Origin of the sequence: Pantoea sp. B_9, from assembly GCF_008632015.1 — a bacterium.
In the GTDB taxonomy this organism is placed as follows: Bacteria; Pseudomonadota; Gammaproteobacteria; order Enterobacterales; family Enterobacteriaceae; genus Pantoea; species Pantoea dispersa.
The window spans coordinates 918,645-944,724 of record NZ_VWVL01000001.1 but is presented as its reverse complement, the minus strand read 5'-3'; the positions used below and the strand labels follow the sequence as shown (position 1 = coordinate 944,724).

Annotated in this window: 21 protein-coding genes; 13 read left to right on the top strand and 8 right to left on the bottom strand. The window is 58.2% G+C overall.

Annotation, left to right across the window (positions count from 1 at the left end; translation table 11 throughout):
• The first annotated feature begins 1 nt into the window (after position 1).
• The 4 genes from F3I21_RS04500 to F3I21_RS04485 all read left to right on the top strand — a co-directional run bounded on the left by F3I21_RS04500 (position 2) and on the right by F3I21_RS04485 (position 5,935).
• Positions 2-1,531, top strand: coding sequence for an efflux transporter outer membrane subunit (locus F3I21_RS04500; protein ID WP_150058399.1), 1,530 nt, complete (start codon positions 2-4; stop codon positions 1,529-1,531).
• Between the two features lie 243 nt (positions 1,532-1,774).
• The gene (locus F3I21_RS04495; RefSeq protein WP_059009020.1) at positions 1,775-3,253 is read left to right on the top strand and encodes a sugar porter family MFS transporter; all 1,479 of its coding nucleotides are present in this window, start codon (positions 1,775-1,777) and stop codon (positions 3,251-3,253) included.
• A 429-nt stretch (positions 3,254-3,682) separates the two neighbouring features.
• The gene (locus F3I21_RS04490) at positions 3,683-4,084 is read left to right on the top strand and encodes an H-NS family nucleoid-associated regulatory protein (protein ID WP_021508409.1); all 402 of its coding nucleotides are present in this window, start codon (positions 3,683-3,685) and stop codon (positions 4,082-4,084) included.
• 258 nt (positions 4,085-4,342) lie between these two features.
• On the top strand, positions 4,343-5,935 hold the full coding sequence (locus tag F3I21_RS04485) for an ABC-F family ATPase (RefSeq protein WP_031279866.1): 1,593 nt from the start codon (positions 4,343-4,345) through the stop codon (positions 5,933-5,935).
• Positions 5,936-6,035: 100 nt separating this feature from the next.
• Here the strand turns inward: F3I21_RS04485 and moeB are convergent, their stop codons facing one another.
• Together moeB and moeA are read right to left on the bottom strand one after the other, a co-directional pair.
• A complete protein-coding gene (gene moeB / locus F3I21_RS04480; RefSeq protein WP_058775343.1) occupies positions 6,036-6,797 on the bottom strand; it encodes a molybdopterin-synthase adenylyltransferase MoeB in 762 nt (253 codons plus the stop codon).
• Positions 6,797-8,032: a molybdopterin molybdotransferase MoeA gene (moeA, locus tag F3I21_RS04475; protein ID WP_304622843.1), complete on the bottom strand. Its 1,236-nt coding sequence runs from the start codon at positions 8,030-8,032 to the stop codon at positions 6,797-6,799. Before moeA ends, moeB begins: the two co-directional genes overlap by 1 nt.
• A gap of 227 nt (positions 8,033-8,259) precedes the next feature.
• Here moeA and F3I21_RS04470 point away from each other — a divergent pair, with 227 nt between their 5' ends.
• The 5 genes from F3I21_RS04470 (at position 8,260) to gsiD (ending at position 14,571) form a co-directional block, all read left to right on the top strand.
• Positions 8,260-9,219, top strand: a complete 960-nt coding sequence (locus tag F3I21_RS04470; RefSeq protein WP_058769516.1) for an isoaspartyl peptidase/L-asparaginase family protein — start codon at positions 8,260-8,262, stop codon at positions 9,217-9,219.
• Between the two features lie 9 nt (positions 9,220-9,228).
• Positions 9,229-11,085 (top strand): glutathione ABC transporter ATP-binding protein GsiA, encoded by a 1,857-nt coding sequence (gene gsiA, locus F3I21_RS04465; protein ID WP_104092748.1) that lies wholly within the window; start codon positions 9,229-9,231, stop codon positions 11,083-11,085.
• A gap of 64 nt (positions 11,086-11,149) precedes the next feature.
• A complete protein-coding gene (gene gsiB, locus F3I21_RS04460) occupies positions 11,150-12,685 on the top strand; it encodes a glutathione ABC transporter substrate-binding protein GsiB (RefSeq protein ID WP_058757797.1) in 1,536 nt (511 codons plus the stop codon).
• 49 nt (positions 12,686-12,734) lie between these two features.
• On the top strand, positions 12,735-13,655 hold the full coding sequence (gene gsiC, locus F3I21_RS04455; RefSeq protein WP_058769519.1) for a glutathione ABC transporter permease GsiC: 921 nt from the start codon (positions 12,735-12,737) through the stop codon (positions 13,653-13,655).
• A 10-nt stretch (positions 13,656-13,665) separates the two neighbouring features.
• Positions 13,666-14,571, top strand: a complete 906-nt coding sequence (gene gsiD, locus F3I21_RS04450; RefSeq protein ID WP_058757796.1) for a glutathione ABC transporter permease GsiD — start codon at positions 13,666-13,668, stop codon at positions 14,569-14,571.
• 127 nt (positions 14,572-14,698) lie between these two features.
• Here gsiD and F3I21_RS04445 read toward each other — a convergent pair whose 3' ends face one another.
• Positions 14,699-16,366 (bottom strand): methyl-accepting chemotaxis protein, encoded by a 1,668-nt coding sequence (locus F3I21_RS04445; protein WP_058775348.1) that lies wholly within the window; start codon positions 16,364-16,366, stop codon positions 14,699-14,701.
• A gap of 116 nt (positions 16,367-16,482) precedes the next feature.
• Here F3I21_RS04445 and F3I21_RS04440 point away from each other — a divergent pair, with 116 nt between their 5' ends.
• Complete coding sequence (locus F3I21_RS04440) at positions 16,483-16,932, top strand: DUF4385 domain-containing protein (RefSeq protein ID WP_021508397.1); 450 nt, start codon at positions 16,483-16,485, stop codon at positions 16,930-16,932.
• On the opposite strand, the gene rimO is transcribed toward F3I21_RS04440, so the two are convergent.
• Positions 16,929-18,254: a 30S ribosomal protein S12 methylthiotransferase RimO gene (rimO, locus tag F3I21_RS04435; protein WP_021508396.1), complete on the bottom strand. Its 1,326-nt coding sequence runs from the start codon at positions 18,252-18,254 to the stop codon at positions 16,929-16,931. The two genes, F3I21_RS04440 and rimO, sit on opposite strands and share 4 nt — an antisense overlap.
• Before the next feature lie 307 nt (positions 18,255-18,561).
• Between rimO and F3I21_RS04430 the strand changes: the two genes are divergently transcribed.
• Together F3I21_RS04430 and F3I21_RS04425 are read left to right on the top strand one after the other, a co-directional pair.
• Positions 18,562-19,197, top strand: a complete 636-nt coding sequence (locus tag F3I21_RS04430) for a carbonic anhydrase (RefSeq protein ID WP_021508393.1) — start codon at positions 18,562-18,564, stop codon at positions 19,195-19,197.
• A 113-nt stretch (positions 19,198-19,310) separates the two neighbouring features.
• Positions 19,311-20,444: a PQQ-dependent sugar dehydrogenase gene (locus tag F3I21_RS04425; RefSeq protein ID WP_021508392.1), complete on the top strand. Its 1,134-nt coding sequence runs from the start codon at positions 19,311-19,313 to the stop codon at positions 20,442-20,444.
• Here the strand turns inward: F3I21_RS04425 and F3I21_RS04420 are convergent, their stop codons facing one another.
• Complete coding sequence (locus tag F3I21_RS04420; protein ID WP_021508391.1) at positions 20,445-21,101, bottom strand: HAD family phosphatase; 657 nt, start codon at positions 21,099-21,101, stop codon at positions 20,445-20,447. It lies immediately after the preceding gene.
• A gap of 274 nt (positions 21,102-21,375) precedes the next feature.
• Here F3I21_RS04420 and F3I21_RS04415 point away from each other — a divergent pair, with 274 nt between their 5' ends.
• The gene (locus F3I21_RS04415; RefSeq protein WP_059008996.1) at positions 21,376-22,581 is read left to right on the top strand and encodes a serine hydrolase; all 1,206 of its coding nucleotides are present in this window, start codon (positions 21,376-21,378) and stop codon (positions 22,579-22,581) included.
• Between the two features lie 48 nt (positions 22,582-22,629).
• Here the strand turns inward: F3I21_RS04415 and ybjG are convergent, their stop codons facing one another.
• The 3 genes from ybjG to F3I21_RS04400 all read right to left on the bottom strand — a co-directional run bounded on the left by ybjG (position 22,630) and on the right by F3I21_RS04400 (position 25,868).
• Entirely contained in the window at positions 22,630-23,235 is a 606-nt protein-coding gene (ybjG, locus tag F3I21_RS04410) for an undecaprenyl-diphosphate phosphatase (protein ID WP_021508389.1), read from the bottom strand.
• Positions 23,222-23,977, bottom strand: coding sequence for a phosphatase PAP2 family protein (locus tag F3I21_RS04405; RefSeq protein WP_141496503.1), 756 nt, complete (start codon positions 23,975-23,977; stop codon positions 23,222-23,224). The genes ybjG and F3I21_RS04405 overlap by 14 nt, the downstream gene beginning before the upstream one ends.
• A 202-nt stretch (positions 23,978-24,179) precedes the next feature.
• A complete protein-coding gene (locus tag F3I21_RS04400) occupies positions 24,180-25,868 on the bottom strand; it encodes an aspartate:alanine antiporter (protein WP_021508387.1) in 1,689 nt (562 codons plus the stop codon).
• Between the last annotated feature and the right edge of the window lie 212 nt (positions 25,869-26,080).

The following is a 26,080-nucleotide window of genomic DNA, read 5'->3' as shown; positions in this document are numbered from 1 at the left end:
CATGATCACCTCTTCGCGCGTTACGCCGTCGCTGACGCTGCTGGCGCTGTCCATGCTGCTGGCGGGTTGTGCCGTCGGGCCCGATTATCAGCCGCCGCAGGCGCACACGCCCGGTAGCTACCGTGATTTGCCGTCTCAGGAAGCCTCAAAACCGCTGGCGTCCGCGACCAATCCTTCGTGGTGGAAAAGCTTTAACGACCCGCAGCTCAATAGCCTGATTGAGCGCGCCATCGCCGGCAACCTGACGCTGCAACAGTCGGTGCTGCGCATCGCCGGTGCGCGCGAACAGCTGGCGCAGGCACGTGGCGGGCTGTTCCCGTCGCTTAACGGCTCGGCCAAAGTGACGCGTCAGCAGCTCGGCCTGAAAGGCATGCTGAAATCCAACGGGGTATACGATCAGGTGGATGATGACGTGGCGGATCAGCTCAACGGCCTGACCCATTCGGTCACGCTGTATCAGGGCAGCTTTGACGCCAGCTGGGAACTGGATTTATGGGGCAAAGTACGACGCCAGATGGAGATGGCGGACGCGCAGCAGCAGGCGGCGATTGAGCAGCGTAATGATGCGCTGGTGTCGCTGGAAGCTGAGGTCGCGCGCGCGTATCTGCAGCTGCGCGGCGCGCAGGCGGTGCTGGCGACGCTGCAACAGCAGATTAACGTGGCGCAGCAAACCTGGGAGCTGACGCAAAGTCAGCAGCGTAACGGTCTGGCGCCGCTCACCGACGTTGAGAATGCCCGTGCGCAGCTGGCCTCCCTTAACGCGCAGCTGCCACAGTATCAGGCCCAGGAACGTCAGGCGATGAACGGGTTGGCAGTGCTGCTGGGCAAAACGCCGGGCGCGCTGGATAACGAACTGATGAGCAGCAAAGCGCTGCCGGCGTTGCCGAAGCTGGTGGCGGTGGGCATTCCGTCTACGCTGGCGCGCCGTCGTCCGGACATCCGCCAGGCTGAAGCGAATCTGCATGCGCAGACCGCCAATATCGGCGTATCGGTCGCGAACCTGTTCCCCAGCCTGTCGCTCACCGGGCAGCTGGGCGTGCGCAACACCGATGCCAGCTACCTTGACGACTGGAGCAGCCACTTCTTCAGCGTCGGCCCGGCGCTGTCGATCCCGATTTTTCAGGGCGGACGTCTGGTTTCCAGCGTGAAACTGGCGCGCGCGCAGCAGGCGAGCGCGGCGCTCGATTATCGCCAGACGGTACTGACGGCGCTGCAGGATGTGGAAAATGCGCTGGTCAGCTACCGCGCCGATCAGCAACAGGTTACCGCGCTGGATGAGACTACCGGCGCACTGCAGCGCGCCTTTGACCTCGCCAGTGACAGTTACAAACAGGGCATCTCCACCTTCCTTGAGGTGCTGGATGCCCAGCGCCAGCTGGCGCAGTCGCAGGCGCAATCCACCCAGGCGCGCATGCAAAGCGCGCTGGACCTGGTAGCGCTGTATAAAGCGCTGGGCGGCGGCTGGGAGCCGTATCAGCAGGTGACGCTGCCGGACTATGACGTCTTTGGTCCGGCCACCGCAGTCAATTAATCTGCCATCGCTGACCGCATTCACGGCGTGCGGTCAGCGCCTTACTTGAAATAAATATTCTCCCTTCTGTTTGTTGTGCAAAATTTGCACTGACTTCTCTGCGCCCTGAATCAGGTTGTGTGATCATTATCTCAATTAAAGGCAAAGATAATGACCCGTGGCGCAAAATTTAAATTTCATATTTATTCATTGTGGTGGAAATAATCTATTTTAAGGCTTCTTATCTCAGGAAAGGAGTTGGTTATGTCCCGCGAAACCTGGATGACGCCCAATCCGGCATCAGGGCCAAACAGTAGCACGCGCACCGAGCCTTTTGTGAAAGTCATTGCGCTGATTGCCACCCTCGGTGGTTTGCTGTTTGGCTACGATACCGGCGTGATCTCCGGCGCACTGTTATTCATGGGCGACGATCTGCATCTCACCCCATTTACCACCGGGCTGGTGACCAGCAGTCTGCTGTTCGGCGCGGCGTTTGGCGCACTGGCTTCCGGTCACTTTGCCGCCGCGGTCGGGCGGAGAAAAATTATTCTGGTACTGGCGATTATTTTTGCACTCGGCGCGCTGGGTACCGCACTGGCACCTGATGTCAGCTGGATGATTTTCTTCCGCCTGGTCCTTGGCGTGGCCGTGGGCGGTGCGTCCGCCACCGTACCGGTGTATATCGCCGAAATGGCACCGGCCAACAAACGGGGTCAGCTGGTGACCATGCAGGAGCTGATGATCGTTTCCGGCCAAATGCTGGCCTATATGTCGAACGCCGGCTTCAACGCAGCCTGGGGGGGCGACACGACCTGGCGCTGGATGCTGGCGGTCGCCACGCTGCCGGCGGTGCTGCTGTGGTTCGGGATGATGTTTATGCCGGACACGCCGCGCTGGTATGCCATGAAAGGCCGTCTCGCTGAGGCGCGCAAGGTGCTGGAACGCACCCGCGCGCGCGAAGACGTTGAGTGGGAGATGATGGAGATCGAAGAGACGCTGTCGGACGAGCAACAGCAGCGTCCGCGTCTGCGGGAACTGCGCCAGCCATGGCTGATCAAACTGTTCCTGATCGGTATCGGTATTGCCGCCATCCAGCAACTGACCGGCGTGAATACCATCATGTACTACGCGCCGACCATGCTGAAAGCGGTGGGGATGAGCAATGACGCTGCGCTGTTTGCCACCATTGCCAATGGCGCGGTCTCGGTATTAATGACCTTTGTGGGGATCTGGCTGCTGGGGCGCATCGGTCGCCGCACCATGACGATGATAGGTCAGTTTGGTTGTACCGCCTGTCTGGTGTTTATTGGCACCGTCAGTTACCTGATGCCGGAAACAGTTAACGGTCAGCCGGATATCTTACGCAGTTATATGGTGCTGCTGGGTATGCTGATGTTTCTGAGTTTCCAGCAGGGCGCGTTATCGCCGGTGACCTGGCTGCTGCTGTCAGAAATTTTCCCCACACGGTTACGCGGTATTTTTATGGGCGGCGCGGTATTTGCGTTGTGGATCGCCAATTTTCTTATTTCTCTGCTGTTCCCGGTTCTGCTGGCGTCGGTTGGCTTATCCGGCGCGTTCTTTATTTTCGCGCTGATTGGCATAGGCGGCGCGATTTTTGTTATTCGCTGGGTACCGGAAACACGCCATCGTTCGCTGGAGCAGATTGAACATTATTTGCACGACCGGCTGTCTGATGCGCCGGTGCCCCAGCTATTGCGACCGGCAGTGAAGAAAAGCGGATAACCAAAGACATACGATTTTTGCATGATGGCCGGTTAACAACCGGCCTTTTTTTATTTATTTAATGGCAAAATGAGATATTGCTCGCATCTGTGACGCTAATGCCATCCGCGTTAAAAACGGATTTTACTTACACTATTAATGTTTTTTTACCTTTATCCTGACTACTGCCTCAGCGCACAATAAGCGCTAAACGCTTGTTTCCTACGCGTGAATAAGCAATGAAATCGATTCCAGTTCCAGCCGGTGGTACTGAACCGCTGATGTTAATTCACCGTTAATTCACGCCGCACATTGGGTTTAAACGCGCCTGCCAGGAATATGCTAATCCATTCGGATTAATCCGGTCTGCAAAATTAATTTATTTTTTTATTTGAATTGGGTAATCTTGCCACTACAGTTTATTTAACCCCCTTAAGCAAGGACATTGTGATGAGTGACGCATTTAAAGTTCTGAACAACATTCGCACATTACGTGCACAGGCTCGTGAACTGCCACTGAGCGATCTGGAAGAAATTCTGGAAAAATTAACCGTCGTGGTGACTGAGCGCCGCGACGAAGTTGAAGCGGAAGAAGCGCAGAACCGCGAAAAAGAAGAGAAGCTGTCTAAATACCGTGAAATGCTGCTGGCAGACGGTATCGACCCGAACGAATTACTGGGTGCACTGGAAACCGGTAAAAAACGCGCCAAGCGTGCGCCGCGTCCGGCGAAATATTCTTACACCGACGAAAACGGTGAAGAGAAATCATGGACCGGTCAGGGCCGTACCCCAGCTGCGATTAAAAAAGCGCTGGATGCAGGTAAAAGCCTCGACAGCTTCCTGATCAAATAATCTGCACAATCCTTGTAAGCGGGAGCCGGGGGCGTCAGCGTCTCCGGCTTTTTTATTGGCCTCGCTCCGGGCACGGGCGGCGGCTCATTTCCCGCACCGTGGATAACCTGTCCGGCACGGTCGCAATTATTTTACCTCTGGCAACAAGGTGTTCTCCGCCTTGCCTCTGCGTATCCGGGTGCAGAGGTGGCTCATCCAGGCCGCTTCTGGCATAATGCCCGCTGTTTTTTCCTCCACTGCGTAACAAAGGTCAATGCCGTGTTAGTTTCCAGCAATATCACTATGCAGTTCGGCAGTAAGCCACTGTTTGAGAATATCTCCGTTAAATTTGGCGGCGGTAATCGTTACGGTTTAATCGGTGCGAACGGCAGCGGTAAATCGACCTTCATGAAAATACTGGGCGGCGACCTGGTTCCGACTAACGGAAATGTTTCCCTCGACCCCAATGAGCGCATCGGTAAGCTTCGCCAGGATCAGTTTGCTTTCGAGCAATATAGCGTGCTGGATACCGTGATTATGGGTCACCAGGAATTGTGGGCGGTGAAGCAGGAGCGCGATCGCATATATGCATTGCCGGAAATGAGCGAAGAGGAAGGCTATAAAGTCGCCGACCTTGAGGTCGCCTACGGTGAAATGGACGGTTACAGTGCCGAATCACGCGCCGGAGAATTATTACTCGGCGTGGGCATTCCGGTGGAGCAGCATTACGGTCCGATGAGTGAAATTGCCCCAGGCTGGAAATTGCGTGTGCTGCTGGCGCAGGCATTATTTGCTAACCCGGATATTTTGTTACTCGACGAACCGACCAACAACCTGGATATTGACACCATTCGCTGGCTGGAGCAGGTGCTGAACGAACGTGACAGTACCATGATCATCATTTCGCATGACCGTCACTTCCTGAATATGGTGTGTACGCATATGGCGGATCTGGATTACGGTGAGCTGCGCGTTTATCCCGGCAATTATGACGAATATATGACGGCGGCGACACAGGCGCGCGAGCGTTTATTAGCGGATAACGCCAAGAAGAAAGCGCAAATTGCCGATCTGCAATCCTTCGTTAGCCGCTTTAGCGCCAACGCCTCAAAATCGCGTCAGGCCACCTCGCGCGCGAAGCAGATTGATAAAATCAAACTGGATGAGGTAAAAGCCTCCAGCCGTCAGAACCCGTATATTCGTTTCGAGCAGGATAAAAAGCTGTTCCGTAATGCGCTGGAAGTGGAAGCGCTGACCAAAGGATTTGATAACGGCCCGCTGTTTAAAAATCTTAACCTGCTGCTGGAAGTGGGTGAGAAACTGGCCATCCTCGGCGCCAACGGTATTGGTAAATCCACGCTGCTGAAAACGCTGGTCGGCGAACTGCAGCCGGATAGCGGCACGGTGAAATGGTCGGAGAATGCGCGCATTGGTTACTACGCGCAGGATCACGCCGAAGATTTTGCTGACGACCTGAGCGTGTTCGACTGGATGAGCCAGTGGAAGCAGGAAGGCGACGACGAACAGGCGGTGCGCAGTATTCTTGGTCGTCTGCTGTTCAGCCACGACGACATTAAGAAGCCAGCGAAAGTGCTGTCCGGTGGTGAGAAGGGCCGCATGCTGTTTGGCAAGCTGATGATGCAGAAGCCAAACATCCTGGTGATGGACGAACCGACTAACCACCTGGATATGGAGTCGATCGAGTCACTGAACATGGCGCTGGAGATGTACGAAGGCACGCTGATTTTCGTCTCGCACGACCGTGAGTTCGTCAGCTCGCTGGCGACGCGCGTCATCGAGATGAAAGGCGATCGCATCGTTGACTTCACCGGCAACTACGAAGATTACCTGCGCAGCCAGGGCATCGTCTAACGGCATAGCCGTTTAGCAGCCTCCATCATCAGCGGCGCAATTTATCGCCTGATAAATTGCGCCGCTCAGCAATACCTGACGCTTATGTCACGCCCCGGCGTTATTCCTCACGCTGGCCACACACTTCACACTGCGCATCCTGCGCCACTTTCAGGCTGCGAAACTCGGCGCTCATCGCATCGTACATCAGCAGTCGCGCGCTGGCCGGCTGGCCAAAGGCGCTCAGCACCTTCAGCGTTTCCATCGCCTGCATCGCACCCACCACGCCGACCAGCGGAGCCATCACGCCGGCTTCGACACAGCTCAGCGTCTGCTCGCCGAACAGACGGCTGATGCAGCGGTAGCAGGGCTCGCCGGGCTGCCAGGTGAATACGCTGAGCTGGCCTTCCATGCGGATGGCGGCGCCGGAGATCAGCGGCACCCGATGCTGAAAACATCCGCGGTTCACCTGTTCGCGCGTGGTGACATTGTCGCTGCAGTCCAGCACCGCATCGTGACGCGCAATCAGTTCGCCGAGCGCGGCTTCATCCAGCTGCGCATCGATCGGCTCCAGCGTGCAGTGCGGATTGAGCGCCGCCAGCTGCTGACGGGCCGAGGCGACTTTTGCCATGCCGATGCGCGCATCGCTGTGCAGAATCTGGCGCTGCAGATTACTCAGGCTGACGCGATCGAAATCCAGCAGCGTCAGATGACCGACGCCGGCGGCGGCAAGATAGGGCGCGGCGGCACAGCCCAGTCCGCCCAGGCCAACGATAAGCACCCGTGAGGCTTTTAGCCGTTCCTGGCCGTCGAAATCGAAGCCGCGCAGCACAATCTGCCGGTTGTAGCGCAGCATCTCTTCATCGCTCAGCTCTGTGTGCATTAGCCCTCCAGCAGGCTGTTGAAGGCCTCGACATCAACCCATTCGCCCGGCTCAACGTCACCGCGATCGCGCTCCAGCACAATAAAGCAGTCGGCCAGCGCAAAGGAACTGAACACGTGCGAGCCCTGCGCACCGGTGCTGCGCACTTCCAGTACGCCATCATCGCCGCGACTGAGGATGCCGCGCTGAAAATCGAGTCGGCACGGCGCTTTCTTCAGACGCTGCGTTGCGCGCGCGCGCTGGCGCAGCGGCATGATGCGCGTGGTCTGGCCGGTCAGCGTGGCCAGCAGCGGCTGCACCAGCTGATAGAAGGTCACGGCCGCCGACACCGGATTGCCCGGCAACCCGCAGAACCAGCTGTTGGCCAGACGGCCAAAGGCAAACGGCTTGCCGGGCTTGATCGCCAGTTTCCAGAAGGTAATCGCACCCAGCTCTTCGAGCATCGCTTTGGTGAAATCCGCCTCACCCACTGACACACCACCGGTGCTGATCACCACATCGGCCTGGCGATCGGCTTCGCTGAAGGCCTGGCGCAGCTTCGCGGGATCGTCAGCGATCACGCCAAGATCGATCACCTCGCAGCCAAGTTTGCGCAGCATCAGCGCCACGGTGAAGCGGTTGGTGTCATAAATCTGGCCCTCTTCCAGCGGCTGGCCCACCGCCTGCAGTTCGTCACCGGTGGAGAAAATGGCCACGCGCAGCTTACGCAGCACGCTGACCTCCGCAATACCCAGCGACGCCAGCAGCGGCAGCTCCGCGGCACCAAGCCGCACGCCGGCATCCAGTACCTGCTTACCGGCCTGAATATCTTCCCCGATGCGGCGAATATTTTGCCCGGCACGCACTGGCGCAGCGATGACAATGCCGCCGTCACGCGATTCGGTTTGCTCCTGCATCACCACGGCGTCACAGCCGGCAGGAATCGGTGCGCCGGTCATGATGCGAATCACGCTGCCGGCTGGCCACTCGCCATTAAACGGGGCGCCGGCAAACGCTTTGCCCGCTACCGGCAACACGCGGTCAGCGGACAGGTCGCTCAGGCGCAGCGCGTAGCCGTCCATCGCAGAGTTATCGAACGGCGGCACGTCCAGCGGCGAAATCACCGGCTTCGCGGTGATGCGCCCGGCGGCATCGGCCAGCGCGACGCTCAGGCAATCGCTAATCGGTTGCAGCTGCTGCAGCATTTTCTGCTGCGCGTCTTCAAGGGAAATCAGTCCGGCGGTAAAAGGTTCCATGTCCATCTCTGTCGGGTTAAAGGCGAATGCTGTCTATTATGGTGGCATTTGTCCGCTGAGTCACATGCGACAAAAAAGCATAATCCACATTAAAAGGTTATGACCGCTGATACACTTTCTGCTTTACAAGCAGGGAGGGGCTTTCTATAGTCGAAAATTGCCAAAAAAAGATGAAAACCATTCTAAATCAGTGTTTTTGGCTCTGATTCCTTGACAGGGTAACGGTTATGGCTAAAGCAGTTATCGCAATTCACGGCGGCGCCGGCGCGATTACGCGTGCGGCAATGAGCGCCGAAAAAGAGCAGCACTATCGTCAGCAGCTGGCCGCGATTGTCAGCGCCGGCCAGCAGATTCTGGCCAGCGGCGGTAGCGCGCTGGATGCCGTGACCGAAGCGGTGCGGCTGCTGGAAGAGTGCCCGCTGTTCAATGCCGGCAGAGGTGCCGTGTTCACCCATCAGGGCACCCATGAACTGGATGCCAGCCTGATGGATGGCCGTACGCTGGATATCGGCGCCGTCGCTGGCGTCAGCCGTATCCGCAATCCGATTCTTGCCGCGCGTAAAGTGCTGGAAGCCAGTCCGCATGTACTCTTTATTGGCAGCGGGGCGGAAGCCTTTGCCGCGCAACAGGGGCTGACGCCGGTCGAGCCTGATTTCTTCTCGACGCCAGAACGCTGGGAGCAACTGCAGCGCGCGCTGGGCAGCGAACAAATGCTGCTGGATCATGATGGCGCGGCGCAGGGGAGCGATCCGCTGGACCCGGATCGCAAATTTGGCACGGTGGGTGCGGTGGCGCTCGATTTGCAGGGTAATCTGGCGGCCGCCACCTCCACCGGCGGCATGACCAACAAGCAGGCGGGCCGCGTCGGCGATTCACCGCTGGCGGGCGCCGGCTGCTATGCCAACAACGCCACCGTGGCGGTCTCCTGTACCGGTACCGGCGAAGTGTTTATTCGTACGCTGGCGGCTTACGATGTCTCAGCGCAGATGGAATATGGCGGTCGTTCGCTGCAACAGGCCACCGCCAGTGTAATTCATGACAAAGTGCAGGAGCTGGAGGGCAGCGGCGGGCTGATTGCCGTTGATGCCCACGGCAACGTGGCGCTGCCGTTTAACAGCGAAGGCATGTACCGCGGATTCGCTTATGTGGGCGGCGAGGTTGAGGTGGCGATTTACCGCGACAGCTAAGGAGCAGGCATGACGGATCTACAGCAGCAGTTTGCGCCGCAGCAGGTGCTGGCGGTACGCGATCTCTGCGTGCGCTTTGAGCATGAAGGGCGCGTGACGGACGCCGTGCGGCAACTTTCACTCGATCTGCATCGCGGAGAAACGCTGGCGCTGGTGGGCGAATCGGGCTCGGGCAAATCGGTGACGTCGCTGGCGCTGATGCGTCTGATTGCACAGGCCGGCGGCGCGGTCAGCGGTGAAATCCTGCTGCGACGGCGCAACGGCGAGGTGCTGGATGTGATGCGGGCGTCCGCCAGCCAGATGCGCCGGGTGCGCGGTGCGGACATGGCGATGATCTTTCAGGAGCCGATGACGTCGCTCAACCCGGTGTTCACCGTCGGTGAACAGATCGCCGAATCTATTCGTTTGCATCAGGGTAAAAGTCACCAGCAGGCGCAGGCCGAAGCGCGACGCATGCTGGATCTGGTGCGCATTCCGGAAGCGCACAATGTGCTGTCGCGCTATCCGCATCAGCTCTCCGGCGGTATGCGCCAGCGCGTGATGATCGCCATGGCGCTGTCGTGCAAGCCGGCGCTGCTGATTGCCGATGAGCCGACCACCGCGCTGGACGTCACCATCCAGGCGCAGATTCTGCAGCTGATTCGCGTGCTGCAAAAAGAGATGCAGATGGGCGTCATCTTTATTACCCATGATATGGGCGTGGTGGCGGAGATGGCCGATCGCGTGCAGGTGATGTATCGCGGCGATGTGGTTGAGCGCGCGCCGGTGCAGCAGTTGTTCGACGCGCCGCAGCAGCCGTATACCCGCGCGCTGCTGGCGGCCGTGCCAAAGCTCGGGGCGATGAGCGGCCAGCCGCTGCCGGCGAAGTTTCCGCTGCTGCATACCAACGGCCGCGAAGAGGCCAGCACGCCGCAGGATACCGTGCGTCACGATCGTCCGCCGATTTTACAGGTGCGCGATCTGGTGACGCGCTTTGATATTCGTGGCGGGCTGCTCAATCGGGTGAAGCGCCGCGTCCACGCGGTGGAAAAAGTCAGTTTCGATCTTTATGCAGGCGAAACCCTCGCGCTGGTGGGCGAGTCCGGCTGCGGCAAATCCACCACCGGACGCTCGCTGCTGCGGCTGGTCGCCAGCCAGGGCGGCAGCATCACCTTTGACGGCCAGCGCATTGATGCACTGCAGGGCAGGGCGCTGGCCACGCTGCGCCGCGATATTCAGTTTATCTTTCAGGATCCGTATGCGTCGCTCGATCCGCGCCTTACCGTCGGCTTTTCAATTATGGAGCCGCTGCTGGTGCATCGCAGCATGGGGCGCGCGCAGGCAGAGAAACGCGTCGCCTGGCTGCTGGAACGCGTCGGTCTGCTACCCGAACACGCGCAGCGCTACCCGCACGAGTTTTCTGGCGGTCAGCGCCAGCGTATCTGCATCGCACGCGCGCTGGCGCTCAATCCTAAAGTGGTGATCGCCGACGAGTCCGTCTCCGCGCTGGATGTGTCGATCCAGGCGCAGATCATCAATCTGATGCTGGATTTACAGCGTGAATTTGGCATCGCCTTCCTGTTTATTTCGCACGACATGGCGGTGGTGGAGCGCATCAGCCATCGCGTGGCGGTGATGTATCTCGGGCAGATTGTGGAGATGGGACCGCGTCAGGCGGTGTTCGAACAGCCGCGCCATCCTTATACCAAAAAACTGATGGCCGCGGTGCCGGTGGCCGATCCGGCGCATCGGCACCGCGAGCGGGCGCTGATGGTCGATGAGATCCCCAGCCCGATTCGCCCGCTGGGTGATGAGCCGGAAGTGGCACCGTTACTGGAAGTGGCGCCGGGCCATTTTGTCGCCCGCCATGCCATTAGCGGCGCCTGAGCAGCAACCAACCGCGCCCTCTGTGCAGGGCGCGCAAGACAGGGACTACAGGAGAACGATAACGATGCACCATATCATGCGAAAAGGGGTTATCACTGCCGGGTTGTTGAGTTCGGCGCTGGCGCTGCCCGCCTGGGCGGCCAAAGATGCGGTGATTGCCGTGGCGTCGACCTTCACCACGCTGGATCCGTACGACGCCAACGACACGCTGTCGCAGGCGGTGGCCAAGTCTTTCTATCAGGGCCTGTTCGGCTTCGATAAAGACATGAAGCTGGTCAACGTGCTGGCCGAAAGCTATCAGGCCAGCAGCGATGGGCTGACTTACACCATCAAACTGCGTCCGGGCGTGAAATTCCAGGATGGCACGGATTTCAATGCCGAAGCGGTGAAGGTCAACCTCGACCGCGCCAGCAATCCGGACAACCATCTCAAGCGCTATAACCTGTTTAAATATATCGCCACCACCGAAGTGGTCGATCCGTCCACGGTGAAAATTACCCTGAAGCAGCCGTTCTCAGCGTTTATCAACAATCTGGCGCATCCGGCTGCGGTGATGATTTCGCCAACCGCGCTGAAAAAATATGGCAAGGACATCGGTTTCCATCCGGTAGGCACCGGACCTTATACCTTTGACACTTGGAACCAGACCGACTTTGTCAAAGTGAAAAAGTGGTCGGGCTACTGGAAACCAGGCTATCCGAAACTCGACAGCATTACCTGGCGTCCGGTGGTGGATAACAACACCCGCGCGGCGATGCTGCAAACCGGCGAGGCCAGCTTTGCCTTCCCGGTGCCGTTAGAGCAGGCCAAACTGTTGCAGGGCAATAGCAAGCTGGATGTGGTGACCACACCATCGATCATGCAGCGTTACATTAGCCTCAACGTGACACAAAAGCCGTTCGATAACCCGAAAGTGCGTGAAGCGCTGGAGTACGCCATCAATCGCCAGGCGCTGGCCAAAGTGGCCTTTGCCGGTTACGCCACGCCAGCTACCGGCATCGTGCCGCCGCGCATTGATTTTGCCCAGAGCTATCCGGCCATCAAATACGATCCGGCCAAAGCGCGCGAGTTGCTGAAGGAAGCGGGCTACCCGAACGGTTTCGAAACCACGCTGTGGTCATCGCATAACCACAGCACCGCGCAGAAAGTGCTGCAGTTTACCCAGCAGCAGCTGGCGCAGGTAGGCGTGAAGGTAAAAGTCACGGCGATGGATGCCGGCCAGCGTGCGGCGGAAGTGGAGAGTAAAGGGCAGAAAGAGAGCGGTGTGCGCATGTTCTACACCGGCTGGTCAGCTTCTACCGGTGAAGCCGACTGGGCGCTGACGCCGCTGTTCGCCACCAGCTCGTGGCCACCGGCGATCTTCAACACCGCGTTCTACAGCAACCCGCAGGTGGATAAAGATCTGGCGGATGCGCTGAAGACCACCGATCGCGACCAGAAAGCCAGACTGTATAAAGACGCGCAGGACCGCATCTGGAACGATCACCCGTGGATTCCGCTGGTGGTGGAGCAGCTGCTGTCTGCGAACAATAAAAACCTGACCGGTTTTTACGTCATGCCCGATACCTCATTCAATTTTGATGAGGCGGATCTGAAGTAACAGACGCGGCCAGCCTTACGGGGCTGGCCGATGCTGCGCGGGATTTCGCATGCTCAACTATTTTCTTAAACGCCTGCTCGGGCTGATTCCCACGCTGCTGATTGTCGCAGTGCTGGTGTTCCTGTTCGTGCATCTGCTGCCGGGCGACCCGGCGCGCCTGATTGCCGGACCGGAAGCGGATGCCTCAGTGGTGGCGCTGGTGCGTCAGGAGCTGGGGCTCGATCAGCCGCTGATTCAGCAATTCTGGCACTTTATCCTCAATGCTTTGCAGGGTGATTTTGGTCAGTCGATGGTGTCAAAGCGGCCGGTCTCTGCCGAAATTGCCGCGCGCTTTTTTCCTACTCTGTGGCTGACGCTGAGCAGCATGGTGTGGGCGGTACTGTTTGGCATGGCGATCGGCATCGTTTCGGCGGTATGGCGCAATCGCTGGCCGGATCGCATCGGCATGACGCTGGCGGTTTCCGGCATCTCCTTTCCGGCGTTTGCGCTGGGCATGCTGCTGATGCAGGTCTTTTCGGTCGAGCTCGGCTGGCTGCCGACGGTGGGTGCCGACAGCTGGCAGCACTACATTCTGCCGTCGATTACGCTCGGTGCCGCCGTGGCCGCGGTGATGGCGCGCTTTACCCGCGCTTCGTTCGTTGAGGTGATGCAGGAAGATTATATGCGCACCGCGCGGGCCAAAGGGGTGCGCGAATCGCTGGTGGTGGTCAAACACGGGCTGCGCAATGCCATGATTCCGGTGGTCACCATGATGGGGCTGCAGTTCGGCTTTCTGCTCGGCGGCTCGATTGTGGTGGAAGTGGTGTTTAACTGGCCCGGACTGGGCCGTCTGCTGGTGGATTCGGTGGAGATGCGCGATTACCCGGTGATTCAGGCCGAGGTGCTGCTGTTCTCGCTGGAGTTCATTCTGATTAACCTGATCGTCGATATGCTCTACGCGGCGATCAACCCGGCTATTCGCTACAGGTAAGGAGTCGCAATTGAAGAACTGGCGACGCGAGGCGGCACTGAAATCCCTGCCGCTGATGACGGAAAACCGGGTTCGCACGCCGTGGCGTGAATTCTGGCGGCGCTTTCGCCGTCAGCATGTGGCGCTGCTGGCGGGCGCATTTGTACTGCTGCTGATTGTGGTGGCGTTTATCGCCCCGTGGATCGCCCCGTTTGATGCCGAAAACTATTTTGACTACGACCGGCTCAACGAAGGGCCGTCGTGGATGCATCTGTTTGGCGTCGATTCCCTTGGACGCGATATCTTCAGCCGGGTGCTGGTCGGGACGCGCATTTCGCTGATCGCCGGCTTCTTCTCGGTGGCGATTGGCACGGTGATCGGCACCGTGCTGGGGCTGCTGGCGGGCTATTACGAAGGCTGGTGGGATCGCATCACCATGCGCATCTGCGACGTGTTGTTTGCTTTTCCCGGCATTCTGCTGGCGATCGCGGTGGTGGCGATCATGGGCAGCGGCATGAGCAACGTGATTGTGGCAGTGGCGATTTTCAGTATTCCGGCATTTGCCCGTCTGGTGCGTGGCAATACGCTGGTGCTGAAACATCAGACCTATATCGAGTCGGCGCGCAGTATTGGTGCCTCCGACTGGACCATTATCATGCGTCACATTTTGCCCGGTACGGTGTCGTCGATTGTGGTCTATTTCACCATGCGTATCGGTACTTCGATCATCACCGCTGCCAGCCTGTCATTTCTCGGCCTGGGTGCGCAGCCGCCGACGCCGGAGTGGGGCGCGATGCTCAACGAAGCGCGCGCCGATATGGTGATTGCACCGCACGTGGCGATCTTCCCCAGCCTGGCGATTTTTCTCACCGTGCTGGCGTTCAATCTGCTGGGCGACGGCCTGCGCGACGCGCTGGACCCCAAATTGAAGAGCTGAGGGTGAACACCGCATTGCAGTTGTAGCGGCGCGATTCATCGCGCAATAAATTGCGCCGCTACGATAACTGCAATGCCTGGCGTATGACTTTTGTTCAATCCATTGATTTTATTAACACTTCAGCGCATCAAAACGTTTCCCAGTTATCGTTACCGTGGCTCACCGCCGCGGGCAGAGCGCGGGTCGGGGCGGGCAGCACCGGTTTCACCACCCGCTCGGTTACCGCAGCAGGCGGGCGGGCGCCGGTGTTGAACCGTGCCACCGCCGATGACAGCCGGCTGGCCTGCTGCTCCAGCGATGCCGAGGCGCTGGCCGATTCCTGCACCAGCGTGGCGTTCTGCTGCGTCACGCGATCCATCTCATTCACCGCCTGGCCAATCTGGTCGATACCGCGGCTCTGCTCATCGGAAGCCGAGGCAATCTCACCCATGATATCGGTGACGCGCGTCACCGCGCTGACAATCTCCTGCATGGTATCGCCAGCGCTGCTGACCTGCTGCGAACCGAGGTCCACGCGCTGCACGGAGTTTTCAATCAGCAGTTTGATCTCTTTCGCCGCCTGCGCGCTGCGCTGGGCCAGGTTGCGCACTTCGCCCGCCACCACTGCAAAGCCGCGCCCCTGCTCACCGGCACGCGCCGCTTCTACCGCGGCGTTGAGCGCCAGAATGTTGGTCTGGAAAGCGATACCGTCGATGACGCTGGTAATGTCGGCGATTTTCTTCGAGCTGTCCGCAATGTCGCGCATGGTTTTCACCACGCCTTCCACCACGTTACCGCCTTTGTCGGCGGTGTCCGACGCGGTTTTCGCCAGCTGCGTGGCCTGACGCGCGTTGTCAGCATTCTGCTTCACGGTCGCGGTCAGCTGTTCCATGCTGGCGGCGGTCTCTTCCAGTGAGGCAGCCTGCTGTTCGGTCCGCGCCGAGAGATCGTTATTACCGTTGGCGATGGCGCTGGCGCTGCCAAAAATGGCATCCGCGCTGTCGCGCACGTTATTAATGGTACCAAGCAGCGCCTGCTGCATATGGTTCAGGCTGGCGGCAATGGCCGCCATTTCACTGCGGCCTGCCACCTGCAGGCTGGCTGACAAATCGCCTTCGGCAAAGCGCTCGATCTGCTGCTGCACCTGCTGCATCGGTGCCAGCAGCACGCGGCGTACCAGCGTCCATACCGCCGCCACCATCAGCACCACCACCAGCGCGATGACGGCAATCATGATTAGCACCTGCTGATAGTTGCTGTCATTTTGCAGGCTGCGCTGATTGATCAGCTGCATGTTTTCATCGCGCCACTGCTGATAAGCCTGTTCCAGTTCATCCTGCGCCTGCTGCGCATCGAGATTGCCGTAGGCCGCGTAGTTATTGGCTTTCAGAAACACGGCGGACTGCTGCAGCAGCGCGGCAAACGCTTTGAATTTATTGTCGATCAGATCGGCGGTCGACGCACTCTGGCCGTCGATGCGCGGATAGCTTCTATACTGATTGAAGTGCTGCTGCGCCGCTTCCAGCGAGGCACCGGCTGCCAGCAGCAGCTTGTTAATCGCCGCCAGCGACTGCTCGTCAGTCTGATTTTTCAGAATACGGATCGCCACGCGGTTGATGGTGACGCGGGTTTTCACCAGCGTTTGCCAGCCGTCGCCCAGCTCGCGCTGCTGATGAGACAACTGATTGCTGGCGGTGAAATTATGTTGTCCCGCGCGCAGCGAGGAGAAAAAGAGCGAGCCGGATATGGCCTGCATGGCTGTGAATACCACCAGAATAACCACAATGGCGGTCACAATTTTCATCTTGTTGAACATGTGAGCATCTCTTAGCAAATGAGCCGGTAGTTATGTTATCGGTGGAAAAAAGCATCACTAAAGTGCGGCAGCGAAATAATTCACCGCAGTAATGGTTACGGACAGGAGGCCAGGGGATGAAACCCTTCAATTACCAGCAGGATTTTAAACAGCTCGACTTCCGTCAGCATCCGGAGCTGTATCAGGTCGGACGCGGCGAGCAGGGGGTGCTGATGGTGGAACCTTATAAAAGCGAAATTCTGCCGCACTGGCGCTTTCGCACCGTCGAGCTGGCGCAGCAGTCATCAGAAAAAATCATGCAGCTGTTCGAGGCGTATCGCGCGCAGGATGATTTTGTCGGTATGGATATGGCGCGCAAATTTATTCAGATGGGGTACACCCGCGCGCGCCGCTACAGCAATCATCAGGGCGGACGGAAATACGGTGCCGACGGCAAAGAGCTGCCGCGGACGGTAGAAAAAGAAAAGGCCGCTGCGGCGGCCGTATTCAAAGCGTGCTGGGACCGGCTGCGCGCCGATAACGATTATCTGGCGCGCAAAAAAGCGCACCAGCAAAAGTACGGTTAAACGCGCGTGCCCCACAGGTCGTATTCGTCGGCGTGTTCGACTTTGACCCGCACCACCTCGCCGACCTTCACCTGGCGATCGCCATTCAGATAGACCGCACCGTCGATTTCCGGGGCGTCGGCCATGCTGCGGCCGACCGCGCCTTCTTCATCCACTTCATCAATGATCACCAGAATCTCGCGACCGATTTTCTCCTGCAGACGCTCTGCGGAGATCTGCTGCTGCAACTGCATGAAGCGGTCAAAACGCGCCTGCTTGACGTCGTCCGGAACCTGATCCGGCAGCTGGTTAGCCGTGGCGCCTTCAACCGGGCTGTACTGGAAGCAGCCAACGCGATCGAGGCGCGCTTCACGCAGGAAGTCGAGCAGCATCTGGAAATCTTCTTCGGTTTCGCCCGGGAAACCCACGATGAAGGTGGAACGCAGCGTCAGCTCCGGACAGATTTCACGCCAGCGTTTGATGCGCTCCAGCGTGCGCTCAACCGCGCCCGGACGCTTCATCAGCTTCAGGATGCGCGGACTGGCGTGCTGCAGTGGAATATCGAGGTAAGGCAGGATTTTGCCTTCGGCCATCAGCGGGATCACGTCATCCACGTGCGGATACGGATAAACGTAGTGCAGACGCACCCAGACGCCGAGTTTCGCCAGCTGCTCACACAGGCTGACCATGCTGGTTTTCACCGGCGAACCGTTCCAGAAACCGGTGCGGTGTTTAACATCGACGCCGTACGCGGAGGTGTCCTGCGAGATAACCAGCAGCTCTTTTACGCCCGCTTCCACCAGACGTTTAGCTTCATCGAGTACTGCGCCAATCGGACGGCTGTCCAGATCGCCACGCATTGACGGGATGATGCAGAAGGTGCAGCGATGGTTACAGCCTTCGGAAATTTTCAGGTAAGCGTAGTGGCGCGGCGTCAGTTTCACGCCCTGTTCCGGCACCAGACTGAGGAACGGGTTGTGCTCGGGTTTTGGCACGTAAGTGTGCACGTGTGACAGCACCTGCTCGTAGCTGTGCGGGCCGGTGATCTCCAGCACTTTCGGATGCACTTCGCGGATCTGATCCACTTTGGCGCCGAGGCAGCCAGTGACGATCACTTTGCCATTCTCGTTCAGCGCTTCACCAATCGCTTCCAGTGATTCCTGTACGGCACTGTCAATAAATCCACAGGTGTTAACGATGACGATCTCCGCATCATCGTAGCGTGGCACCACGTCGTAGCCTTCTGTCCGCAGCTCCGTCAGGATGCGTTCAGAGTCAACGAGGTTTTTTGGGCAGCCGAGAGAGACGAAGCCTACACGCGGCGGATTTTTGACATGGCTCATAAGGATAAAAATTCATCATAATTAAGGTGGACAGGAGCGCGATTGTACAGAGGTTGACGGGGAAAATGTATAGGCTGCGTGAGAATCTGATTGGCGGCAAAAATTGATGTTAACGCTATGCTTGCTGAGGGTAACCCACGCTCATTAGTCACTGGGTGGCGGACATCCGGGTTGTGCAAGCGGGTCGATTTTGCTTAAATATCGGGTTGATAATTGTAAGTTATTATCGACATTACAGAATTTTAAAGCGCGCCAGCGGTGAGTTTCTCTCTGCCGGGGCTGAAGTGGATAATGTGAGAACAGACAAATGCAAGAGATCGTCAAAGGTTTTCTGAATTTTCAACAGAATGTGTTTCCTGAAAGGAAGGATCTTTTCAAGAGTCTGGCGTCCAACCAGAATCCTAAAGCTTTATTCATCTCCTGTTCGGATAGCCGTCTGGTGCCAGAGCTGGTGACGCAGTCGGAGCCGGGCCAGCTGTTTGTGATCCGTAACGCCGGTAACATCGTCCCGCCGTTTGGTCCGGAGCCGGGTGGCGTGTCAGCAACCATCGAGTATGCGGTGGTCGCGCTGGGCGTAACCGAAATTATCATTTGTGGTCACTCCAACTGCGGTGCGATGAACGCGATTGCGTCCAACGCCGATCTCGAGAGCATGCCGGCGGTTGACCACTGGCTGCACTACGCCAATGCGGCAAAAGCGGTGGTGGAAGAGCGCAACTACGAATCGGTTGAGAAACGCCTCAACGAAATGGTGAAAGAGAACGTGATTGCCCAGCTCAACAATATCAAAACGCATCCTTCCGTTTCGGTCGCGCTGCGCAAAGGCAAGCTGCGCCTGCACGGCTGGGTTTATGATATTGAAAGCGGCGGCATTATTGCCCTGACCAAAGGCGGTGAATCCTTCATTTCACTGTCGGAAAACCCGGAAACCTGCTTCGAATAATCCTGCCTGCTACAAGCCCGGCCACTGCGCCGGGCTTAATGTTTTGTAAATCCTGCACATCCTTTCTAACTGGCTGACTACCCTTAACGGCAGACTGTGAAAAGGAGAATCCCATGCGTTTATGGCGTGTTGCGCTGCTGGCTGGCGCGCTCAGCGGTTCCTTTACCGCGCTGGCGGCTGATGTCCAGGTGCAGGTATTACAGGACAAGCTCGATCATCCGTGGTCGGTGGCGTTTCTGCCCGACCAGCAAACCCTGCTGATTACCGAACGTTCCGGACAGCTGCGCAGCTGGCAGCCGGGCCGGGGGCTATCGCAGCCGATTAGCGGCGTACCCGACGTGTGGGCCAACCGCCAGGGCGGTCTGCTGGATGTGGTGCTGGCGCCGGACTTCGCGCAAAGCCGTCGGGTGTGGCTCAGTTATACCACCGCCGATGACACCGGCCGCGCGGGCGGCGTGGTGGGTTACGGCACGCTCAGCGCAGATCTCCGTCAGCTGCAGGATTTTAAGGTGGTGCTGGAGCAAACGCCGAAACTCTCCGGCGGTGCCAACATCGGCACGCGGCTGGCGTTTGATCGCCAGGGCTATCTGTACATCGCGTTCGGCGATAACTTTGCCAGCCGCAGCGCGCAGCAACTGGACAAACTGTCGGGCAAGATTGTCCGTCTGACGCAGGACGGCAAGGTGCCGGCGGATAATCCGTTTAACCATCGTCAGGGCGCACGCGCGGAGATCTGGTCTTACGGCGTACGCAACCCGCAGGGGCTGGCGCTCAATCCGTGGACGCAGCAGATGTGGGAGAGTGAACACGGCCCGCGCGGCGGCGATGAGGTGAATCTGGCGGCGAAGGGCAAAAATTACGGCTGGCCGCTGGCGACGTATGGCATTGATTACAGTGGGCAGAAAGTGCCGGAAGCGCAGGGCAGCGCCGTTGCCGGCACTGAGCAACCGCTGTTTTACTGGCAGCAATCGCCGGCCATCAGCGGCATGGCGTTTTACAATAGCGCGCGCTTTCCCCAGTGGAAAAACTCGCTGTTTATCGGTGCGCTGAAAGATAAAAGTCTGATCCGTCTGCGCGTTAACGGCGAAAAGGTCGAAGAGGCGCAGCGGCTGCTGGGTGACCGTGGCGAACGCATCCGCGATGTTCGTCAGGGGCCGGATGGTTATCTGTATGTGCTGACCGATGAGGCCAATGGCAAGCTGCTGAAAGTCGGGCTGGCGGATGCCGCCAGCGCCGCGCGCGGTTAATCAGCGCACCCAGTTACACACCTGCCAGCCGCGCTGCTGCGCTTCCTGCTGCAGCAGCGCGTCCGGGTTAATCACCCATGCATGATCGGCATGCGACAGCAGCGGCAGATCGTTCATCGAATCGCTGTACGCCCAGGTGCGCTCAAAGCGCCGATCCTGCTGCAGCGCTCGCCAGTCGCTGAGTCGTGAAACTTTGCCTTCACGGTAAGTGGCGGTGCCGTAAATCTCACCGCTGTAGCGTTCATCGACCACTTCCACGCCAATCGCCAGTGCGCCGTGTACGCCCAGCCGTTCCGCAATCGGCACGGCGAGGTGATCGCCGCTGGCGGTAATAATCATTACCGTGTCGCCACGCTGCTGATGCCACTGAATGCGTTCGCGCGCGGCGGGAAAGACGCGCGGCAGGATATCGCGATGAATAAAGCGCCGCACCCAGCCTGCGACGGTGAGCGTCGCCATGCCGGTGAGCGGTGAGAGCGTGGTGCGCATGTACTCTTCAATCGACAGGCTGCCGGCGTGGTATTGCGCCATCAGCGCCTGCTCCTGACGAATGATCTCTTCCGGTGCAAACCCCTGCGAAACCAGCCAGCGCAGCCAGAGGCTGGTGCTGTCTTCACAAATCAGGGTTTCATCCAGATCGAAAACGGCTAAGTCCATCATGATTCTCCTCGGGCTGACTGGCATCAGGTTAGCGGAATTTTGTGACTGGCTTAACTGTTCTGCGAAAATTCGGAATTTCTCGCAATTTTTCCTCTGCCCTGACGCCCGCGCACTGGCAGCGCAGCGGCCTTAATGCCAGGGTTACTCTAACAAACTCTAAAAAACTTTACGGTTTGGCGGTTTTTTTCACCGGCGTGAACCGTTAGCGTTTGGTAAGACATGTCTTACCTGCACAAATCCGTGATTTTACAAGGACAATTGGGTCACGCTCATGAGAAAAACATCCCTGACTTCAGTCTGGCGGCCACTGGCGGCCACTTCATTATTGTTGCTTTTCGTCCCTGTCACCACTCAGGCCGAGCAGGCACCGGCGGCACCGCAGATTGAGGCAAAAGCCTGGATTCTGATGGACTACAGCAGCGGTAAAGTGCTGGCAGAGTCCAATGCCGACCAGCGTCTTGACCCCGCCAGTCTGACCAAAATGATGACCAGCTACGTGGTCGGCCAGGCGCTGAAATCCGGCAAAATCACCAGTAACGACATGGTGACCATCGGCCAGGATGCCTGGGCCACCGGCAATCCGAAACTGCGCGGGTCGTCGCTGATGTTCCTCAAGCCGGGCGACCGCATCCCGGTCTCGGAACTGAATAAGGGCGTGGTGATCCAGTCGGGGAATGATGCCTGTATCGCGCTGGCGGACTATGTCGCCGGCAGTCAGGATGCCTTTATTGGCCTGATGAACAATTACGTTAAAGCCTTTGGCCTGCAAAACACCCACTTCATGACGGTGCACGGTCTGGACGCCGAAGGCCAGTACAGCACCGCACGCGATATGGCGATTATCGGCCAGCGCCTGATTGCTGATGTGCCGGAAGAGTATGCGCTGAACAGCGAAAAAGAATTTACCTTTAATAATATCAAACAGATGAACCGCAACCGGCTGCTGTGGAGCAGCAACCTCAAGGTTGACGGCATCAAAACCGGGCATACCTCGGGGGCGGGCAACAATCTGGTTGCTTCAGCGGTGGACGGCGATATGCGCCTGATTTCGGTGGTGCTGGGCGCGCAGACCGATGCAATTCGCTTCCGCGAGAGTGAGAAGCTGCTGACGTGGGGCTTCCGTTTCTATGAAACCGTTACGCCGATTAAAGCCGATAAACCGTTTGCCCAGCAGCGCGTGTGGTTTGGCGAAAACAGCCAGGTCAACCTCGGCGTGGCGAAGGATGCGGCGATCACTATCCCGAAAGGGCAGATGAAAAATCTCAAGGCCAGCTTTACCCTCAACACACCGCAGCTGGAAGCGCCGCTGAAAAAGAATCAGGTAGTGGGCACTATCGATTTCCAGCTGGATGGCAAAACCATTGAGCAGCGTCCGCTGGTGGCGATGGAGGATGTACCGGAAGCCGGCTTTATTGGCCGTATCTGGGATTTCATTATGATGAAATTCAACGGCTGGTTCGGTAAGTGGTTCAGTTAATCTCAGGACGGCGGGTCAGCCCGTGGCTAACCCGCCTGCCGGCTGAGTTTATCCGCGCACCCAGCCTTTTTTAATCGGCATCGCGAACAGGGCGCGGTAGAGTTGATGCGTCAGCGCCAGCATGCGCTGACCGTACAGCTGCCACGCCAGATGCGAAGCCAGACAGCCAAGCAACCCCACCAGAAAACCGCCCAGCATATCCAGCGGCCAGTGCACGCCGAGATACACGCGTGACCAGGCAATAGCGCTGCCAATCGCCAGCAAAACCACGCCGGACCACAGACGGTGCCAGAAAATAAACGCCAGCGCGAAGGTAAAAATTGTGGTGCCGTGATCGCTGGGATAGGAGTCATCAGCAGCGTGTGACAGGAACTGGTGACCGAAGCCAATGGCGAACGGGCGCGGGTGTGGCAACAGCTGGCCCACGCACCAGGAGATGCTCAGCGCATAAATCAGCGCCATGCCGGTTTTCAGCACCAGTGCGCGCTGCGACTGCAGCTGATCGCGCGGCCCCCATAGCCACAGGGCGACAATCAGCAACGGTACAATAGCAATCACATCTTTGGCGATAAAGGTCGCCAGGCTGAGCAGCCACGCGGGTGAATCCGGCGTGGCGTTAATCCATAAAAAGAGGGTGTGGTTAAGAGCTTCCATCACGTTTCCTCGTCCTCGTCTTGTTTACCCAAAAAGAAATTGCGGCAAAAATCAGCAGCTGGCTGAGCCACACCCACCAGCCCGCCCACAAATTGTGGGAGAAAAAGTGCGCACCACGCATCACCTGGCCATAGCCCATCAGCAGGCCACAGGCGATACCCATTGCCAGCGCCAGCAGCGCGCGGCGTGGACGCTCCGGCCACCACAAAAAAAACAGCGCCATCAGCGCAAAGCCGCTGGAAGCATGGCCGCCCGGAAAGCACTGGCCGGGGCCACTGTTGGCCGGTACCGCCGCCAGCAGCGGAAAGCTCGCGGCGTTGCCGCCGAACAGCGCCAGATCCCACGGACAGGAGTGCGCGCTATGCGCCTTCAGCATGCCCACCACCAGCGGCCCCATGCCAAACAGCAGGGCCACCAGCACGCGCCGGGCGTCGCGCTGTTGCAGGCCGCGCAGTAACAGCAGCACCGCGCCAGCGATAATCACATCCTTCATCAGCCGATGGTTAATCAGATCCAGCCAGCGGTTGTGTTGCCACGGAAAACGCCGGGTGAGCGGATCAAACCAGCGCTGGCTGATGGCGATGTCGAGGCTTTCGTGGCGCGACCACCACAGAAACGCCAGCGCCAGAATTGCCAGCAAAATAAGGTTGATAGCGTAGAAGCGCGCGGACAGAGAATAAATAGCCGCGCTCCGAATCTCACTGCGGGTTGTTGGAGTGTTTAACTTTGATGAAAGTTGCATGAATATTTGCAAATAGCGAAACCAGAGTCACAGGGTGGCAAATCACGCTTAGGGAAACCTTAAGGGGGACACGTAGCAGGCATAAAAAAACCCGCTAGCAGAAGGCTAACGGGCTCCTCAATTTGGGGATTTCAAAGAAAAGCAGTGGCACTTATTCAGACTGCATCGCGTCCGATTAGTTCTGACGCGTGTAAAAATATTTTTAAACAGGCAAAAGCGGCCAGATGATGACGATCAGCGTCCCCGCCAGCGTCAGCAAGACGTTGGCAATGGCGTAGGTGCCGGCATAGCCGAGCGCCGGAATGCTGCTGCGGGCGGTATCGCTGATGATCTCCATGGCCGGTGCGCAGGTGCGCGCGCCCATGATGGCACCGAACAGCAGCGCGCGGTTCATGCGTAGCACGTAAGCGCCGAACAGATAGCAAATCACCACCGGCAACAGACTCACCAGCAGGCCGCTCAGCAGCATCAGCGCGCCCGCACTGCCGAGACCGTGCTGCAGCCCGCTGCCGGCGCTCAGGCCAACCCCGGCCATAAACACCATCAGGCCAAACTCTTTCACCATGGTCAGTGCACCCTGCGGGATGTAGCCAAACGTCGGGTGGTTGGCGCGCAGGAAGCCGAGCATGATGCCGGCAAACAGCAGCCCGGCGGCGTTGCCCAGGCCAAAGCTGAAGTTACTGAACTGGAAAGTGATCATGCCGATCATCAGGCCGATGATAAAGAAGGCGCAGAACGCCAGCAGATCGGTCATCTGGCTGTGAATAGCAATGAAGCCGATGCGATCGGCCAGGCTTTTCACCCGGCGCGCTTCGCCGCTCACCTGCAGCACATCGCCTTTGTTGAGCATAATGCTGTCGTCGATCGGCATCTCAATCTGGCTGCGAATTACCCGGTTAAGGAAGCAGCCATGATCGGTCAGTTTTAAATGGCTCAGGCGTTTATTCACCGCGTTGTGGTTTTTCACCACGATCTCTTCGGTGACGATGCGCATGTCGAGCAGATCGCGATCGAACACCTCTTTACCATTACGGAAACTGGCGTCGAGACGCGCATGGGCATCCGGATAGCCCACCAGGGAAATCTCGTCGCCGAGCTGCAGCACGGCATCACCGTCCGGACTGGCGAGAATGCCGTTACGCCGCAGGCGCTCAATGTAGCAGCCGGTCTGACGGTGAATCCCCAGCTCGCGCAGGTTTTTGCCGCCGCTCCACTCAACCAGCTCCGGACCAACGCGATAAGCACGAATTACCGGCAGGAACACTTTACGCTGGCTGTCCGCATCCAGACCGCGCTCGCGCGCGATTTGCTGGGCGCAGGTCGGCAAATCCTGATGCTGCAGGCGCGGCAGGTAGCGTGCGCCGAAAATCAGGCTGACCAGCCCAATCAGATAGGTGAGGGCGTAACCCAGGCTGAGGTTATCCTGCATGCGACCCAGCAGCTGCGTGTCGCTGATGCTTTGCCGCAGCGTATCGCCTGCGCCCACCAGCACCGGCGTTGAGGTCATCGAGCCGGCCAGCATGCCAGCGGTGAGGCCGATATCCCAGCCAAACAGTTTGCCGAGCGTCAGCGCAATCAGCAGGGCGCTGACCACCATGACGATCGCCAGAAAGAAATAGTTCTTACCGTCGCGGAAAAAGATGGAGAAAAAGTTGGGACCGGCTTCCACCCCGACACAAAAAATAAACAGCATAAAGCCCAGACTTAAGGCGTCAGTATTAATCGCGAAGTGTTGCTGACCCAGAATCAGCGAAACCACCAGCACACCAATAGAATTACCGAGTTGTACGGAGCCAAGGCGTAATTTACCCAGGCACAGGCCGAGGGCTAATACGACAAATAATAACAGAACGTCATTTCCGCTTAACAATTCTGCGACGTTAATGTTCACGGTTTAACTTCTTATTTACCTGTAACGGGTTGATGAAAGGGGATTTTTTCGCTATCTTGTGACGGCAGCGCACGGCCCGGTCACCGAATGTTCTTAATCTGTGACCCACATAAAGCGGCGCCATTCTAATCATAATTAACACCCTCAGCTATCAGCAGTTTTCATTCCTTCTGCCTTCAGCTGTTTCTTTTTATTTCCACGTAAGCGCATCA

Excerpts from the sequence above, each read along its gene's own strand:
- F3I21_RS04500 (WP_150058399.1), top strand. The coding sequence starts at position 2 with ATGATCACCTCTTCGCGCGTTACGCCGTCGCTGACGCTGCTGGCGCTG.
- F3I21_RS04495 (WP_059009020.1), top strand. The coding sequence starts at position 1,775 with ATGTCCCGCGAAACCTGGATGACGCCCAATCCGGCATCAGGGCCAAAC.
- F3I21_RS04490 (WP_021508409.1), top strand. The coding sequence starts at position 3,683 with ATGAGTGACGCATTTAAAGTTCTGAACAACATTCGCACATTACGTGCA.
- moeB (WP_058775343.1), bottom strand. The coding sequence starts at position 6,797 with ATGCACACAGAGCTGAGCGATGAAGAGATGCTGCGCTACAACCGGCAG.
- moeA (WP_304622843.1), bottom strand. The coding sequence starts at position 8,032 with ATGGAACCTTTTACCGCCGGACTGATTTCCCTTGAAGACGCGCAGCAG.
- F3I21_RS04470 (WP_058769516.1), top strand. The coding sequence starts at position 8,260 with ATGGCTAAAGCAGTTATCGCAATTCACGGCGGCGCCGGCGCGATTACG.
- gsiA (WP_104092748.1), top strand. The coding sequence starts at position 9,229 with ATGACGGATCTACAGCAGCAGTTTGCGCCGCAGCAGGTGCTGGCGGTA.
- gsiB (WP_058757797.1), top strand. The coding sequence starts at position 11,150 with ATGCACCATATCATGCGAAAAGGGGTTATCACTGCCGGGTTGTTGAGT.
- gsiC (WP_058769519.1), top strand. The coding sequence starts at position 12,735 with ATGCTCAACTATTTTCTTAAACGCCTGCTCGGGCTGATTCCCACGCTG.
- F3I21_RS04445 (WP_058775348.1), bottom strand. The coding sequence starts at position 16,366 with ATGTTCAACAAGATGAAAATTGTGACCGCCATTGTGGTTATTCTGGTG.
- F3I21_RS04440 (WP_021508397.1), top strand. The coding sequence starts at position 16,483 with ATGAAACCCTTCAATTACCAGCAGGATTTTAAACAGCTCGACTTCCGT.
- rimO (WP_021508396.1), bottom strand. The coding sequence starts at position 18,254 with ATGAGCCATGTCAAAAATCCGCCGCGTGTAGGCTTCGTCTCTCTCGGC.
- F3I21_RS04430 (WP_021508393.1), top strand. The coding sequence starts at position 18,562 with ATGCAAGAGATCGTCAAAGGTTTTCTGAATTTTCAACAGAATGTGTTT.
- F3I21_RS04425 (WP_021508392.1), top strand. The coding sequence starts at position 19,311 with ATGCGTTTATGGCGTGTTGCGCTGCTGGCTGGCGCGCTCAGCGGTTCC.
- F3I21_RS04420 (WP_021508391.1), bottom strand. The coding sequence starts at position 21,101 with ATGGACTTAGCCGTTTTCGATCTGGATGAAACCCTGATTTGTGAAGAC.
- F3I21_RS04415 (WP_059008996.1), top strand. The coding sequence starts at position 21,376 with ATGAGAAAAACATCCCTGACTTCAGTCTGGCGGCCACTGGCGGCCACT.
- ybjG (WP_021508389.1), bottom strand. The coding sequence starts at position 23,235 with ATGGAAGCTCTTAACCACACCCTCTTTTTATGGATTAACGCCACGCCG.
- F3I21_RS04405 (WP_141496503.1), bottom strand. The coding sequence starts at position 23,977 with ATGCAACTTTCATCAAAGTTAAACACTCCAACAACCCGCAGTGAGATT.